Here is a 14,055-nt window from a genome sequence, read left to right on the forward strand (position 1 = left end):
CCGCGCCAAATCGCGCTACTGTCGATCTGCTATCGGGTCCGATCCAGGCCAGGCACGAACCAAGCGAGGTTCACATGACTCTCCGCATCTCGGGAAAGAGCGTCAACGTCGGCGAGGCCCTGCGCGGCCGCGTTGCCGATCGGACTGAAGAGGTCCTGCGCAAATATTTCGACGGCAATTACTCCGGCCACATCACGCTGAGCAAGGACGGCTTCGGCTTCCGCACCGACTGTGCGCTGCATCTTGATTCGGGAATCACGCTCGAGGCCGATTCGAACGCACCGGACGCCTATGCCAGTGCCGACCAGGCGCTGGTGATGATCGAGAAGCGGCTCAAGCGCTACAAGAGCCGGCTCAAGGACCGCTCCGCCCGCAAGGCCCATGTCGCCTCCGCGGCGCTGGCCGCCATGGATGCCACCAGCTACGTGCTGGAGGCACCGGGCGAGGGTGAGGACGAGGACGAGGTCACCGGCTACAGCCCCGTCATCATCGCCGAGGCCACCACCTCGCTGAAGCCGCTGTCCGTCAGCGAAGCGGTCATGGAACTCGACCTCAGCGGGGCGCCCTGCCTGGTCTTTCAGCACGGCTCCTCGGGCCGGGTGAACATCATTTACCGCCGGGCCGACGGCAATGTCGGCTGGATCGACCCCCCGGGGGCCAAGGCCGAGGTCAAGGCGGACGGCAGGGTGGATGGCAACGCCTGAGGCCATTGGGCGACCCCTTGGGAACCCGCGCCGGGTGCCCCTTTTCGCCTTAACAATGACCGGGGCAAAGCTGCACGCGGGAGTTGGCACCGGGATTGCGTTGGAGTAGAAGCCCCCCACATCAGGGGCGAGCTAAGTCCGCTTCCTGCTTCAACTTCTCGACGTCGGCCCGCCCAGGTTCTTTGTCCAGGCTGGCCAATTCGGAACCTGACGTTTTCATTCACCTCGGAAGACTTCCATGCCGATTACCGATCTGGTCGCGCCCGAGGCGATTCTCCCGGCATTGAAGGTCAACAGCAAGAAGCAGGCGCTTCAGGAACTCGCGGCCAGGGCCGCCGAGCTGACCGGGCAGAACGAACGTTCCGTGTTCGAGGTGCTCCTGCAACGCGAGAAGCTCGGCACCACCGCGGTCGGCTACGGCGTCGCCATTCCCCACGGCAAGCTGCCCAAGCTGGAAAAGATCTTCGGCCTGTTCGCCCGTCTCGATCGTCCGATCGATTTCGAATCGATGGACGGCCAGCCGGTGGACCTCGTCTTCCTGCTGCTCGCCCCGGAAGGCGCCGGCGCCGATCACCTCAAGGCACTCGCCCGCATCGCCCGCCTGCTGCGCGACCAGGACATCGCCAAGAAGCTCCGCGCCTCGCGCGACGCGCAGGCGATCTATTCGGTGCTGGCACTGCCGCCCGCGACTGCGGCGTAACACTCTCGTTCTTCGAACCCGAGCCCAGCCGTTTGCGACTTATGTCACAGGCGGGCGCTGCGATATTTCACCACCGGATTCCACGCGCGCCCGGATCGGTTGTGCATTCCGCGACCGGCAGGGATTCGGCGCAGGAATTTTGAGACATGATTTGCGGTTCGATAGGCCGGGTCTTCGGTCTGCTTTGCACTGTCACCATCGCCGCCACGGCTGTTGCCCATGCTGACGAGGCGTCAAACGACCGCATCGTCGCGGAAAAGACCGAGATCATTGCTGCCGATCCGGGAAATGCGATGGCTTACGAGCAGCGTGGAGAAACCTATTTCAAAAAGCGGGACTGGGACCGAGCCCTTGCGGATTGCAGCGCTGCGTTACGGATCGATCCGAATTTCGTGCGAGCCCATGAGTGCCGGGGGCGCGCCTATGCCGCACGCGGCGACCGCGATCGCGCCCTGGCTGACTTCAACGAGGCCATTCGCCTCGATCCGGGCTACGGACCGTCTTACACCTCCCGTGCCCTGGAGTATTTCAACAAGCGCGACTTCGATCTCGCCATCACTGCATTCACCGAGGCCATCGAACGCAATCCCGCGCAAACCTACTTTGCTCTTGTCATCAGGGGACAGGCGTATGCGGCAAAGGACGACTACGACCACGCCGCCGCCGATTACAGCGAGGCGATGCGGCGCAATCCAGCCGCCGCATGGCCCTATGAGCTGCGTGGACTCGTCCGCCTCGACCAGGACAAAACCGACGAGGCACTGGACGATTGCAACAGCGCGGTCCGTCTCGAGCCCGGGAGCGCCGGCGGCCACTATTGTCGGGCCATCGCTCTCCTGAGAAAGGACGACACCGACAGTGGAATAAGGGAGCTCGACGAAGTCACCCGGATTAATTCAGCTTACGTGAAGGCATACCACGTCCGCGCCGCCGCCTGGCGCAAGAAGGGCGATGACAGACGCGCCGTGGCCGATTACGAGGAAGAGATTCGGCTGCAGCCGGGAAATTCGATGGCCTACAGCAATCGTGCCAGCACGCTGCGCGACCTCGGAGAGCACACCCGCGCGCTCGCCGACTATGCCGAGGCGATACGGCTGGATCCCACGAACCGGATCGCCCTGGTCAATCGTGGCCTCCTCTACATGATGCTGTCCGACGCCAAACATGCGCGCGCGGATTTCAACAGCGTGCTCGCGCTGCCGCCGAACGACAAATGGGCCTACGATACCGCGCGCGAAGGGCTTGGCTTTCTGAAATGATGCGAGTGTAGGGCTGTGCTGCAACCTTACTCTCCGTCATTGCGAGCGCGGGTCTCTCGACACCGTCATTGCGAGGAGCCCTTGCGATGAAGCAATCCAGGCTGCCTCCGCGGAAAGATTCTGGATTGCTTCGCTGCGCTCGCAATGACGACGCGGGGCCTTCATCTCAAAATGAAATCGGGCACGCCTTCTCTCGCAAGCGTCGATCCAATCGGAAGTCCCTGCTTCCACGACTAGGCGGTACGCTTCGCAATAGGATCTTCCCTTGATTACATTCCTCGTACTCGCCGGCATGTTGGGATGGTTGGCCAGCGTGGTTTGGCAATTGCGGCTTGCGAGTACCAAGGGAAAAGTTTGGAGCCGCAACGGCTATGTAACCCGTACAAGCAACGAGACAGTTTTCGGCGCCTGCGTGTGTTTCTACTGGGTCGCGCTTGGGTGGGGAGCAGTGATGCTATTTTGCATGGTGATATCGATTATCAGGCAAATCTAAAACTGAGCACGACCCAGATTTGAGCTTCCCTTCATCGTCTTCCGGCTGAGATAGCCCGCAGTATGCGGAAAGAAGCAAAACGGGCACGCCTTCCTTCGAAGGCATGCCCGCTTGAAACCCTATTCGTGCGACGTGCGCGTGCTCAGTGCACGCTCACCGCTTGCAGCTCGTTGCTCCAGGCGTTGGCGATCGCGGCTTCGCGGCTGTCGGTCAGCATGATCGGCGTGCCGTCGGCGGCGTGGAGCGCGAAGAGCTTGAGGCCCGGCGCGATCTTCGGCGCTTCGGGAAACAGGCCCGGAACGTCCTCGGATCGGATCTGCTTCACATAGGCGATATGGCCTTCGCCGAGGGTTGCCAGCGTCTCCGGAGAGACGTTCTTGGCTTCGTATTCGAACGCAACGTGACCTTCACTCATGGTCTCGACTCCTGTCTCGAAACTAAGCGGTCGAGTCCGCTACTCGTTCCATTATTCGTGCTCATTGATAGCGATTGTCTTAACGATCCTCTCCGGTTCAGGCCGGGCAAGATCGACCGACAACAGCCCGTTCTTCAGATCCGCACCCAGCACCAGCATCCCCTCCGCCAGCACGAAGGTGCGCTGGAAGTGGCGCGCGGCGATGCCGCGATGGATGTATTGCCGGGTCTTGTCGTCCTGCTGCCGTCCGCGAATGACGAGCTGGTTTTCCTCAATAGTTACATCGAGTTGGTCGCGCGTGAACCCGGCGACCGCCAGCGTGATTCGCAACCGCTCGGGCTGGCCCTCCGATCGGTCGCACCTCTCGATATTGTAGGGAGGATAACCGTCGGCGCCTTTGACGACGCGATCGAGCACGCGCTCGATCTCGTCGAAGCCCAGAAGGAACGGACTGGAAAGCGTGGGAACACGAGACATAGTTTACAAAGTCCTCTCGAAGCGACTTTGGTGCATCAGGGCCCGTCAAGGCACCCCTTGATCAGCAATATGGGCATATCCCCGTGTGGGTTCAAGCAGGTAGCAGGGATGCCCGCGACCCGGCGCCGCCAAGGCTTCGCCGGGCATTCGATGTTGGGCCGACGAAGCTTCTGCGACGACGGCAAGCCCGGACGACGAATTTGCGGGGCGATTTATCCCAACGAAAACAGACCCCCTTCTACTGTGCATGGGGTTGTTTTCGCGTTTTTAATCGACGGACCTGCGGAACCGGTCAGGCCTCGATTCGTGCCCGCCCGTCGCCGCTGAACAGATGCAGCTTTTGGCGCATCGCTGCGACCCGGATTTGCTGGCCGATCGGCGGCGCCTCGGAACCAGGGATGCGGACGATGACCTCACCGGGCGGCAGCTCGCCGGGATTGGCGGCGATGCGCTGCTCTTCCTGAGCCCGCGTGCCGTAGACGAAGGTTTCGGCACCGACGCGCTCGATCGCTTCCACGGTGAGCGGCAATACGACGCCGTCGGCGGGCGTCTGGTCGGTGATGACGAAATCCTCCGGGCGGATGCCGAGGATTCCGGCGTCAGCCGCGCCGCTGCCGGCGAGCTGCGACCGGATCTCCTCGGGCCGCGTCGACATCAGATTCATCGGCGGCGCGCCGATGAAGGAGGCGACGAAGGTCGTCGCTGGCTTCTCGTAGATCGCCAGGGGATTGCCGATTTGCTCGACCTGGCCGCCATTCATCACCACGAGAACGTCGGCTAGCGTCATCGCCTCCAGCTGGTCGTGGGTGACGTAGATTGACGTGGTGTTGAGCCGGCGCTGCAGTTTGCGGATCTCGACCCGCATCGCGATGCGGAGCTTGGCGTCGAGGTTGGACAGCGGCTCGTCGAACAAAAACACTTTCGGCTGGCGCACGATGGCGCGGCCCATGGCGACACGCTGGCGCTGGCCGCCTGAGAGCTGGCGCGGCTTGCGCTCCAGCATCGACGTGAGCTCGAGCACGCGTGCGGCTTCGTCGACGCGCGTCTTGACCTCTGCCTCCTTCATGCCGCGGTTGCGCAGGCCGTAGGCCATGTTGTTGAAGACGCTCATATGCGGATAGAGCGCGTAGTTCTGAAACACCATCGCGATGTCGCGGTCGGCGGGCTCGATCTGGTTGACGATGCGGCCGCCGATGTCGATCTCGCCGCCGGTGACGGTCTCGAGGCCTGCGACCATGCGGAGCAGTGTCGACTTGCCGCAGCCGGAGGGGCCGACCAGCACGCAGAATTGGCCGTCGCCGACATCGACGTTGACGCCCTTGATGGCCTCGAAGCCGCCGGGATAGGTCTTGCGGACGTTGCGCAGGGTGACGTTAGCCATGGGATCTACTTTTCCGTCTCCACGAGTCCGCGCACGAACAGTTTCTGCATCACGACGACGACAAACACCGGCGGCAACATCGCAAGCACGGCCGTGGCCATCACGATCGGCCATTCGGTCAGCGCGTCGGTGGTGGTGATCATCTTGCGGATGCCGACCTGGATGGTCTGCATGTCGTCGCGGGTGGTGATCAGCAGCGGCCAGAGATATTGATTCCAGCCGAGGATGAAGAGGATCACGAACAGCGCCGCCATGTTGGTGCGCGACAGCGGCAGCAGCGTATCCCAGAAGAAGCGCAGCGGACCGGCGCCGTCGATGCGCGAGGCCTCCAGCAGCTCGTCCGGCACGGTCATGAAGAACTGGCGGAACAGCAGCGTCGCGGTGGCCGAGGCGATCAGCGGCAGCGACAGGCCCGCATAGCTGTCGAGCATGTGGAGGTCGGCGACGATCTTGTAGGTCGGATAGATGCGCACCTCGACCGGCAGCATCAGGGTGATGAAGATGATCCAGAAGATAGGCATCCGGAACGGAAAGCGGAAATACACGATCGCATAGGCCGAGATGATCGAGATCGCGATCTTGCCGACCGCGATCAGCAGCGCCATCACCAGCGAGTTCAGCATCATGTTGCCGACGGGCTCGCGGGTCGAGCCGCTCGTGCCGACGAAAATGGTCTGGTAGTAGACCTCGAAGAAATGACCGCCCGGCAGCAGCGACATCTGCCCGTTGGCGATCAGCGCGTTGTCCTGCGTCGAGGCGACGAACGCGATGTAGACGGGGAAGGCGACGATGGCGATCCCGATCCAGAGGATGATGTGGGCGACGTAGCGCCGGAAGCCCTCTTCCTCGACCATCAGTAGGTCACCTTGCGTTCGACGAAGCGGAACTGGATTCCCGTCAGCACGATGACCATGACCATCAGGATGACCGACTGCGCCGCCGAGCTGCCGAGATTGCCGCCGAGCAGGCCGTCGGAATAGACCTTGTAGACCAGCGTGACCGTCGATGTCCCGGGACCGCCGCGGGTCATCGTGTCGATGATGCCGAAGGTGTCGAAGAAGGCGTAGACGATGTTGACGACCAGCAGGAAGAAGATGGTCGGCGACAGCAGCGGGAAGGTCACGGTCCAGAACCGCCGCATCGGACGGGCGCCGTCGATCGCGGCGGCCTCGAACACGCTCTTCGGGATCGCTTGCAGGCCGGCGAGGAAGAACAGGAAATTATAGGAGATCTGCTTCCACGCGGCGGCGAGGATGATGAGCGCGGCGGCCTGGTCGCCGTCGAGCAGCGGATTCCAGTCGACACCCATTCCGCGCAGATAGCGCGAGAGCACGCCGAGCGAGGGATGCAGCATGAAAATCCAGAGCACGCCGACGACCGGCGGCGCCACCGCATAGGGCCAGATCAGCAGCGTGCGGTAGAGCATCGAGCCACGCAGCGGCTTGTCCGCCATCACGGCGAGCAGCAGCGCGAACGACAGCGACGAGACCGCGATGGCGAACGAGAACAAGAAGGTCCGGACGATCGCCTCGAAATAGGCCGCGTCCTTGAACAGCTCGATGTAATTTTCGAACCAGACAAAAGTGGTCGACAGACCGAAGGCGTCCTGGAGCAGGAAGGACTGGACCACCGCCTGGAAGGCCGGCCAATAAAAGAAAATCAGGACGATCGCGAGCTGCGGCGCAACCAGCGCGTAGGGCAATAGCTTTGCTTGGAAAATGGCTTGCTTTTGCATGATGTCAGCCGAGCGGCAGGCCGGGTCGCGGCCTGCCGCTCATTGCCTCACTTGACGGCGGTCTTTTCGAACTGCCGCAGCATCGTGTTGCCGCGCTCGACGGCGGCATCGAGCGCCTGCTTGGCGGTCTTCTTGCCGGCCAGTGCCTGCTCGATCTCTTCCGACCAGACGTCACGCAGCTGAACCATGTTGCCGAGGCGCAGACCGCGCGAGTTCTCGGTCGGCTCCTTGTTGGTCAGCTCGAGCAGCGGGGTCTCGAGATAGGGCTGATCCTTGTAGAATCCCTCTTCCTTCGCCTTGGCGTAAGCCGCCTTGGTGATCGGCAGATAGCCGGAGGCCTTGTGGATATAGACTTGGCGATCGGTGTCCGAGAGGAAGGTCAGGAACTTTGCGACGCCCTTGTACTCCTCGGCCGACTTGCCGCCCATGACCCACAGCGAAGCGCCGCCGATGATCGAGTTCTGCGGTGCGCCCTTCGCGTCCGGGTAATACGGCATCGGCACCGCGGTGAAGTTGAACTTGGCCTGTGCCTTGACGTTGCCGAAGAAGGCCGACGAGGTCAGGTAGATCGGGCATTCGCCCGACGTGAAGCGGCCTTCGCCGGTGTTGGTGCGGCCGGCGTAGTCATACGTCTTGGTCTTCTGCAGCTCGACCAGGGTTTCGAGATGCTTGACCTGAAGCGGTCCGTTGAACTCGAGCACGGTGTCGAAGCCGTCGAGGCCGTTGGCCTTGCTGGCGAGCGGCACGTTGTGCCAGGCGGAGAGCTGCTCGAGATTGACCCAGGTGACCCAGGAGCCGGAGAAGCCGCAGGTGTCATGACCGGCAGCCTTCAGCTTCTTGGCGGCCTCGAACGTTTCGGGCCAGGTCTTCGGAATCTCCACGTTCGCCTTCTTCAGCTCGTCGAGGTTGACCCACATCACTGTCGAGGACGAGTTGAAGGGGAATGAGAGCATCTCGCCCTTCGACGTCGAATAGTAGCCGGTGATCGCGGGCAGGTAGATCTTGGGATCGAACTTTTCGCCGGCGTCGGCCATCAGCTTGTAGACGGGCTTCACGGCGCCGGTCGCGGCCATCATGGTCGCGGTGCCGACTTCGAACACCTGCATGATGTGCGGCGCGTTGCCGGCGCGGAACGCCGCGATGCCGGCGTTCATCGTATCGGGATAGTTGCCCTTGTAGGTCGGGATCACCTTGTAGTCGCTCTGCGCTGCGTTGAAATCGGTGGCGAGCTTGACGATGACGTCGTTGTTGGCGCCGGTCATCGCGTGCCACCACTGGATTTCGGTCACGGCCAAGGCCGGCGAGGCCGATAGTCCAACCGTGAGTGCAACAGCGGCAGCCGCTCCAAAATGTCGAAGAGCCATCAAGTAAACCTCCCTTGGGCCGTCAAAAATGATCGCTTGCGCTAGCAGCGCCATATGACGTTCACATGACTGTGTAAGCGGCCGAAACGAAAGCGGCAAGCGCTGGAAAAGGGAAGCTGTCAAATAGGCGAATGCCGCGCGCGCAGCGTCCTCCGTTCGCGGTGCACCGAGCGCCCGCGCCGCAGTGCGGCATTGCCGTCGGATGTGGAAGGCGAGGGCCCTAGCGCTTGCGCTCGGGTCCGCAGACCGTGCCCTGTTCGACCATCGCGTCGATCTCGGACTTGGAGTAGCCGAATTCGCCCAGCACCTCGGCCGCGTGCTGGCTGAACTTCGGCGGCAGGCGACGCAGGCTCGGCTTGCTGCGATCGAGCCGGATCGGGGACGCCACGCCCTTGTACCAGTCCTTCTCGATAACATCGCCGCGGGCGATCGTGTGCGGGTTGGTCAACGCCTGGTCGATCTTCTGCACGGGGCCTGCGGGCAGGCCCGCGGCGAGGAGGCGATTGCACAGCGGCTCGGCCTCGTGCTGGCTGAACACGGCGGCGAGCTCTGCCCGCAGTGCCTCGCGATTGGCGATGCGGTCCTTGTTGCGGGCAAAGCGCGGATCGGTGCCGAGCTCGGGCTTGCCGATCTCCTTGGCGAGCTTGCGGAAGGTGCCGTCGTTGCCGACGCCGATGAAGATGTTGTCGGTCTTGGTCGGGAAGATCGCATAGGGCACGAGATTGGGATGCTCGTTGCCGGTGAGCGATGGCGGCTTGCCATGCATGAAATAATTCGCGGTGTGCGGATGCATGATGGCAAGACCGGTCTCGTACAGCGTCGTCTCCAGGAATTGGCCCTGGCCCGAGCGCTGCCGCTCCGACAGCGCCATCAGGATGCCGATCGCCGCATAGAGGCCGGTGCCGATGTCGACCAGCGGCACGCCGATCCGCATCGGTCCGCTCTCCGGCGAGCCGGTCGCCGCGATCATGCCGGTCATGGCCTGGATGATGGCGTCATAGCCTGGATTGCCGCCGCGCGGTCCGTCGGCGCCAAAGCCGCAGATCCGGCAATGCACGAGGCGCGGAAATTTTTCGCGCAGGACCTCGTTGCCGATGCCCCATTTCTCCAGCGTGCCCGGCTTGAAGTTCTCGATCAGGACGTCGGCGCTCTCCAGCATCTTGAGCAGCACGGTCCGGCCGCCCTCGGAGGCGAGGTCGAGGCCGATCGAGCGCTTGTTGCGGTTGATGCCGATGAAATAGGCCGCGTCCTCCTCGTGGAAGGGAGGGCCCCAGTCGCGCACCTCGTCGCCTGCGGGCGGCTCGACCTTGATCACGTCGGCGCCATGGTCGGCGAGGATCTGGGTGCAATAGGGACCGCCGAGCACGCGCGTGAGATCGATGACGCGCAGGCCGCTCATTGCGCCCGTGGCAGCTCCAGAACTGGCGGCTTCAGTCATGCCTTCGCTTCCCCTGTGTTGAGATTGATCACAGGCCTAACGAGGTTCGCCTGAGCCAGCAATGGCTTCCCGCGTAGGGCGTCATGCAGGCCGGTTGCCGCAATCCCGCGGGATGGCAAATCAAGCGGAAGCGGCCAGCCCGAGGGGGATCCCGAGCCGGCCAATCCACCATACGATCAGACGACCGTCAGGCGGACGTCGACGTTGCCGCGCGTCGCGTTGGAATAGGGGCACACCTGGTGCGCCTTCTCGACCAGCGCCTCGGCGTCCGCACGGGCGAGGCCCGGCAGCGAGACGGCAAGGTCGATGTCGAGACCGAAGCCGCCGGCCGCGCGCGGCCCGATGCCGACGGTCGAGGTCACGGAGGCGTCAGCCGGAACCTTCGGTCCGCCCTGCGAGGATACGAACTTCATCGCGCCGATGAAGCAGGCGGCATAGCCCGCCGCAAACAGCTGCTCGGGATTGTTGCCGGCGCCGCCTCCGCCGCCGAGCTCCTTCGGCGTGGTGAGCTTGACGTCGAGCGCGCCGTCGAGGGTCGCAGCATGGCCGTCGCGGCCGCCGGTGGCTTTCGCGCTGGTCTTGTAGAGGACGTTCACGGACATTTTCGTCTCCCTGTGTTTTCGGTGGGGTGCGATCTTTATCGCAAACAATTAGATTGTGCGCAATTGAAATTATGGCGTCTCACATTTAATTGTTCGCAATTGAATGTGCCGCCGGCCGGCCCCAGAATGGAGCAAGTCCTGTGAGATTCTCGATGCCCCGGAAACAATCGGCAGCGGACGCGCCGCTTCGCCTCGACAACCAGATCTGCTTCGCGGTCTATTCGGCCGCGCATGCCTTCAACCGCGTCTACAAGCCGCTGCTGGACCGGCTCGGCCTGACCTATCCGCAATATCTGGTGATGCTGGTGCTGTGGGAGCGCGACGACGTGCCGGTCAAGACCATCGGCGAAAAGCTGTTCCTGGATTCGGGCACGTTGACGCCGCTGCTCAAGCGGCTCGAGGCGGCCCACCTCGTCAAGCGCACGCGCTCGAGCGAGGACGAGCGTCAGGTGCTGATCGCGTTGACCCCGCAGGGCCACGCCTTGAAGGACAAGGCGCGCGCCGTGCCGCAATCGATCCTGGCGGCGTCGGACTGCTCGGTCTCGGAACTGGTCGCGATGAAAGACGAGATCGTCGCCCTGCGCGATAGGCTGAATGCGGTGATCGGGGAGTAGGGGAGTTCCTGACCTCGCCCGGCTACGCCCTGCGGGCTTCGCCGCGGCAGCCTTCCCTCACTTCGCTACGAGCAACTTCCGGGCTTGCCGAGCCGAAGCAGGCGCAGCCTGCGAAGACTGGTGGAGCCAGGCGGGATCGAACCGCCGACCTCTTGCATGCCATGCAAGCGCTCTCCCAGCTGAGCTATGGCCCCGTAGTTCTCAAACGGAATAATCCTGGTGGATCACTCCTGACCGGCGAGCCTGGTGACTCGCGCGGTGCACCCTTTTTCACAGATCAGGGCTGATCTCAAGTCTCTTCGTCACCGCCGACATCACCAATGATGTCGGTCACGTCCTCATCGCCCTCTTCGTCGTCGGCGATAAAGGTCGAATCATCATCGTCATCGTCTTCGATGGTCTCATCGACTTCGATGTCGTCCTCGGATTCGGGCACGACGGCCTTGACCTTACCGGTGTTCTCCTCGGCATCGGCCTCCTCGAGCGAGACCTCCTCGACCTCCGCCGGCTCTGGCGTGGTGTCGGCGGCTGCTGCTGCGTGGCGGGCTTCGGCGCCGCGCGGTGCACGAGCCGGCGCGATGGGCGCGATCGGCACGACTTCACCGGTATAGGGCGAGATCACCGGATTCTTGTTGAGATCATAGAACTTCTTGCCCGTCGTCGGGCAAATACGTTTGGTTCCGAGTTCGGACTTGGCCACGGCAGAGGAATCCTGGGAATGTCTGAAAAGCGGTGCTTCACTTGGCTAGTTGGCGGCCCGCTGTCAATAGCGCATTACGGGAGAACGACATGCCCGTGACGGCGGGGAGACCATGTGGTACCTGCCCCGCGAGTCCCGCAGGGACGTTTCGGGCCTATCCAAGGACATAAACTTGAGCCATTCCGACAAGCCGACGCCGCTCCAGTCGCGCGCCAGCGGTTCCCTGACCGGGAAAGTACGGGTGCCCGGGGACAAGTCGATCTCCCACCGCGCCCTGATCCTCGGCGCGCTCGCGGTCGGAGAGACGCGGATTTCGGGCCTCCTGGAGGGCGAGGACGTCCTTAACACCGCCAAATCCATGCAGGCGCTCGGCGCCAGGGTCGAGCGCACCGGAGATTTCGCCTGGAAGGTGAACGGCGTGGGTGTCGCGGGGTTCGCCCCACCCAAAGGGCCGCTGGATTTCGGCAACTCCGGCACCGGCTGCCGGCTCGTCATGGGCGCCGTCGCCGGCTGCCCGATCTCAGCGATTTTCGACGGCGATGCCTCGTTGCGCAGCCGGCCCATGCGCCGGATTCTGGATCCTCTGGAAAAAATGGGTGCGAAGGTCCTCTCCGGTGGCGAGGGCGGCCGTCTGCCGCTGACCGTCCAGGGTGCGCGCGACCCGTTGCCGATCACCTACAAGACCCCGGTCGCCTCGGCCCAGATCAAATCCGCCGTGCTGCTAGCGGGCCTGGCCGCGCCGGGCACCACCACCGTCATCGAGACCGAAGCCAGTCGCGACCACACCGAGCTGATGCTCAAGCATTTCGGCGCCGAGATCACCTCGACGCAGGAAGGTCAGCACGGCCGCCGTATCACGCTCGTGGGGCAGCCTGAGCTGCATGGCGCCAATGTCGTCGTGCCCGCCGATCCCTCGTCGGCGGCATTCCCCATCGTTGCTGCGCTGATCGTCGAAGGCTCCGACGTCGTCCTGTCCGACGTCATGACCAATCCGCTGCGGACCGGTCTTTTCACCACGCTGCGCGAAATGGGTGCCTCGATCGAGGAAAGCGAAGTTCGCGGCGACGCTGGCGAGCCGATGGCGAAGCTGCGCGTGCGCGCCTCGAAACTGCGCGGTGTCGAGGTGCCGCCGGAGCGCGCACCGTCGATGATCGACGAATATCTGGTGCTGGCGGTGGCGGCCGCCTTCGCCGAGGGCACGACCATCATGCGCGGCCTCCAGGAGCTGCGCGTCAAGGAATCCGACCGCTTGGAGGCCACCGCCGCCATGCTGCGCGTCAACGGCGTCAAGGTCGAGGTCTCCGGCGACGATTTGATCGTCGAAGGCCGCGGTCACGTTCCCGGCGGCGGCCTCGTCGCCACCCACATGGACCATCGTATCGCGATGTCCGCGCTGGTGATGGGCTGCGCCTCCGACCAGCCCGTGACCGTCGACGACACCGCCTTCATCGCCACCAGTTTCCCGGATTTCATTCCGATGATGCGTTCGCTTGGGGCCGACTTTTCATGATCATCGCCATCGACGGGCCTGCGGCCTCGGGCAAGGGGACGCTCGGCAAGCGTCTTGCCCACCATTACGGCTACCGTCACCTTGATACCGGCGTGATCTATCGCGCGGTGGCCTATTCCCTGATGCAGTCCGGTCATGATCTCCGGGACGAGGCGGCGGCGGTCGCTGCGGCGCTGGAACTCGATCCCGAAAAGTTCGGCAATCCCGCCCTGAAGACCCAGAAGGCCGGCGAGGGCGCCTCCATCGTCTCGGCGATCCCCAAAGTCCGCGAGGCCCTGGTCAATTTTCAGCGGCAGTTCGCCGCCGATCCGCCCGGCGCCGTGCTCGATGGGCGGGATATTGGAACCGTGATCTGCCCCCACGCTGACGTGAAGATCTTCGTCGTTGCCGACCCCAAGGTCCGTGCCCGCCGCCGAACCATGGAGGCCAAGGCGCGGGGCGAGGAGGCCGACGAGGCGGCCGTGCTCGCCGACATCATCGAGCGCGACGAACGGGACAAAAACCGGGCGATCGCGCCCCTGAAACCGGCCGCGGATGCTTACTTGCTAGATAACTCCCAACTGGATATAGAAGGCGGCGTCCGGGCCGCCATCGACATTATCGAGGCCGTCCGAGCGGGCCGGTCGCGGGGTTAAGCCGCAGCCGTCATTGGAGGAAGCGCCC

General features: G+C 63.6%; 15 protein-coding genes and 1 tRNA gene. 6 read left to right on the forward strand and 10 right to left on the reverse strand.

Annotated elements, in window-relative coordinates:
• Positions 1–74: 74 nt before the first annotated feature.
• The 3 genes from hpf to JQ591_RS05920 all read left to right on the forward strand — a co-directional run bounded on the left by hpf (position 75) and on the right by JQ591_RS05920 (position 2,663).
• On the forward strand, positions 75–704 hold the full coding sequence (hpf, locus tag JQ591_RS05910; protein WP_211395089.1) for a ribosome hibernation-promoting factor, HPF/YfiA family: 630 nt from the start codon (positions 75–77) through the stop codon (positions 702–704).
• A 238-nt stretch (positions 705–942) separates the two neighbouring features.
• The gene (gene ptsN, locus JQ591_RS05915) at positions 943–1,404 is read left to right on the forward strand and encodes a PTS IIA-like nitrogen regulatory protein PtsN (RefSeq protein WP_007598573.1); all 462 of its coding nucleotides are present in this window, start codon (positions 943–945) and stop codon (positions 1,402–1,404) included.
• Positions 1,405–1,550: 146 nt separating this feature from the next.
• Positions 1,551–2,663 (forward strand): tetratricopeptide repeat protein, encoded by a 1,113-nt coding sequence (locus JQ591_RS05920; RefSeq protein WP_211395090.1) that lies wholly within the window; start codon positions 1,551–1,553, stop codon positions 2,661–2,663.
• A gap of 635 nt (positions 2,664–3,298) precedes the next feature.
• Here JQ591_RS05920 and JQ591_RS05925 read toward each other — a convergent pair.
• The 8 genes from JQ591_RS05925 to JQ591_RS05960 all read right to left on the reverse strand — a co-directional run bounded on the left by JQ591_RS05925 (position 3,299) and on the right by JQ591_RS05960 (position 10,568).
• Positions 3,299–3,571: a DUF1150 family protein gene (locus tag JQ591_RS05925; RefSeq protein ID WP_007598581.1), complete on the reverse strand. Its 273-nt coding sequence runs from the start codon at positions 3,569–3,571 to the stop codon at positions 3,299–3,301.
• A gap of 51 nt (positions 3,572–3,622) precedes the next feature.
• Positions 3,623–4,048 (reverse strand): Hsp20 family protein, encoded by a 426-nt coding sequence (locus tag JQ591_RS05930; RefSeq protein WP_211395091.1) that lies wholly within the window; start codon positions 4,046–4,048, stop codon positions 3,623–3,625.
• A gap of 292 nt (positions 4,049–4,340) precedes the next feature.
• The gene (locus JQ591_RS05935; RefSeq protein ID WP_211395092.1) at positions 4,341–5,429 is read right to left on the reverse strand and encodes a sn-glycerol-3-phosphate import ATP-binding protein UgpC; all 1,089 of its coding nucleotides are present in this window, start codon (positions 5,427–5,429) and stop codon (positions 4,341–4,343) included.
• Between the two features lie 5 nt (positions 5,430–5,434).
• Complete coding sequence (ugpE, locus tag JQ591_RS05940) at positions 5,435–6,283, reverse strand: sn-glycerol-3-phosphate ABC transporter permease UgpE (RefSeq protein ID WP_211395093.1); 849 nt, start codon at positions 6,281–6,283, stop codon at positions 5,435–5,437.
• Complete coding sequence (gene ugpA / locus JQ591_RS05945) at positions 6,283–7,164, reverse strand: sn-glycerol-3-phosphate ABC transporter permease UgpA (RefSeq protein WP_211395094.1); 882 nt, start codon at positions 7,162–7,164, stop codon at positions 6,283–6,285. The genes ugpE and ugpA overlap by 1 nt, the downstream gene beginning before the upstream one ends.
• A 47-nt stretch (positions 7,165–7,211) precedes the next feature.
• Positions 7,212–8,528, reverse strand: a complete 1,317-nt coding sequence (ugpB, locus tag JQ591_RS05950; protein ID WP_211395095.1) for a sn-glycerol-3-phosphate ABC transporter substrate-binding protein UgpB — start codon at positions 8,526–8,528, stop codon at positions 7,212–7,214.
• Positions 8,529–8,748: 220 nt separating this feature from the next.
• Positions 8,749–9,966, reverse strand: a complete 1,218-nt coding sequence (locus JQ591_RS05955; protein WP_211395096.1) for a CaiB/BaiF CoA transferase family protein — start codon at positions 9,964–9,966, stop codon at positions 8,749–8,751.
• Positions 9,967–10,142: 176 nt separating this feature from the next.
• Positions 10,143–10,568 (reverse strand): organic hydroperoxide resistance protein, encoded by a 426-nt coding sequence (locus JQ591_RS05960; RefSeq protein WP_211395097.1) that lies wholly within the window; start codon positions 10,566–10,568, stop codon positions 10,143–10,145.
• A 152-nt stretch (positions 10,569–10,720) separates the two neighbouring features.
• Between JQ591_RS05960 and JQ591_RS05965 the strand changes: the two genes are divergently transcribed.
• Positions 10,721–11,182 carry a MarR family winged helix-turn-helix transcriptional regulator gene (locus JQ591_RS05965; protein WP_211395098.1) on the forward strand — a complete coding sequence of 154 codons (462 nt, stop codon included), beginning with the start codon at positions 10,721–10,723 and terminating at the stop codon, positions 11,180–11,182.
• A 118-nt stretch (positions 11,183–11,300) separates the two neighbouring features.
• On the opposite strand, the gene JQ591_RS05970 is transcribed toward JQ591_RS05965, so the two are convergent.
• Positions 11,301–11,376: transfer RNA gene (locus JQ591_RS05970), tRNA-Ala, on the reverse strand.
• A gap of 95 nt (positions 11,377–11,471) precedes the next feature.
• Complete coding sequence (locus tag JQ591_RS05975) at positions 11,472–11,882, reverse strand: TIGR02300 family protein (RefSeq protein ID WP_106944029.1); 411 nt, start codon at positions 11,880–11,882, stop codon at positions 11,472–11,474.
• A gap of 172 nt (positions 11,883–12,054) precedes the next feature.
• Here JQ591_RS05975 and aroA point away from each other — a divergent pair, with 172 nt between their 5' ends.
• Together aroA and cmk are read left to right on the forward strand one after the other, a co-directional pair.
• On the forward strand, positions 12,055–13,392 hold the full coding sequence (gene aroA / locus JQ591_RS05980; protein ID WP_211395099.1) for a 3-phosphoshikimate 1-carboxyvinyltransferase: 1,338 nt from the start codon (positions 12,055–12,057) through the stop codon (positions 13,390–13,392).
• Complete coding sequence (gene cmk / locus JQ591_RS05985) at positions 13,389–14,027, forward strand: (d)CMP kinase (protein ID WP_211395100.1); 639 nt, start codon at positions 13,389–13,391, stop codon at positions 14,025–14,027. Before aroA ends, cmk begins: the two co-directional genes overlap by 4 nt.
• The last annotated feature ends 28 nt before the right edge of the window (positions 14,028–14,055 follow it).

The organism is Bradyrhizobium canariense, assembly GCF_018130465.1.
Classification (GTDB): Bacteria; Pseudomonadota; Alphaproteobacteria; order Rhizobiales; family Xanthobacteraceae; genus Bradyrhizobium; species Bradyrhizobium canariense_C.

Excerpts from the sequence above, each read along its gene's own strand:
- hpf (WP_211395089.1), top strand. The coding sequence starts at position 75 with ATGACTCTCCGCATCTCGGGAAAGAGCGTCAACGTCGGCGAGGCCCTG.
- ptsN (WP_007598573.1), top strand. The coding sequence starts at position 943 with ATGCCGATTACCGATCTGGTCGCGCCCGAGGCGATTCTCCCGGCATTG.
- JQ591_RS05920 (WP_211395090.1), top strand. The coding sequence starts at position 1,551 with ATGATTTGCGGTTCGATAGGCCGGGTCTTCGGTCTGCTTTGCACTGTC.
- JQ591_RS05925 (WP_007598581.1), bottom strand. The coding sequence starts at position 3,571 with ATGAGTGAAGGTCACGTTGCGTTCGAATACGAAGCCAAGAACGTCTCT.
- JQ591_RS05930 (WP_211395091.1), bottom strand. The coding sequence starts at position 4,048 with ATGTCTCGTGTTCCCACGCTTTCCAGTCCGTTCCTTCTGGGCTTCGAC.
- JQ591_RS05935 (WP_211395092.1), bottom strand. The coding sequence starts at position 5,429 with ATGGCTAACGTCACCCTGCGCAACGTCCGCAAGACCTATCCCGGCGGC.
- ugpE (WP_211395093.1), bottom strand. The coding sequence starts at position 6,283 with ATGGTCGAGGAAGAGGGCTTCCGGCGCTACGTCGCCCACATCATCCTC.
- ugpA (WP_211395094.1), bottom strand. The coding sequence starts at position 7,164 with ATGCAAAAGCAAGCCATTTTCCAAGCAAAGCTATTGCCCTACGCGCTG.
- ugpB (WP_211395095.1), bottom strand. The coding sequence starts at position 8,528 with ATGGCTCTTCGACATTTTGGAGCGGCTGCCGCTGTTGCACTCACGGTT.
- JQ591_RS05955 (WP_211395096.1), bottom strand. The coding sequence starts at position 9,966 with ATGACTGAAGCCGCCAGTTCTGGAGCTGCCACGGGCGCAATGAGCGGC.
- JQ591_RS05960 (WP_211395097.1), bottom strand. The coding sequence starts at position 10,568 with ATGTCCGTGAACGTCCTCTACAAGACCAGCGCGAAAGCCACCGGCGGC.
- JQ591_RS05965 (WP_211395098.1), top strand. The coding sequence starts at position 10,721 with ATGCCCCGGAAACAATCGGCAGCGGACGCGCCGCTTCGCCTCGACAAC.
- cmk (WP_211395100.1), top strand. The coding sequence starts at position 13,389 with ATGATCATCGCCATCGACGGGCCTGCGGCCTCGGGCAAGGGGACGCTC.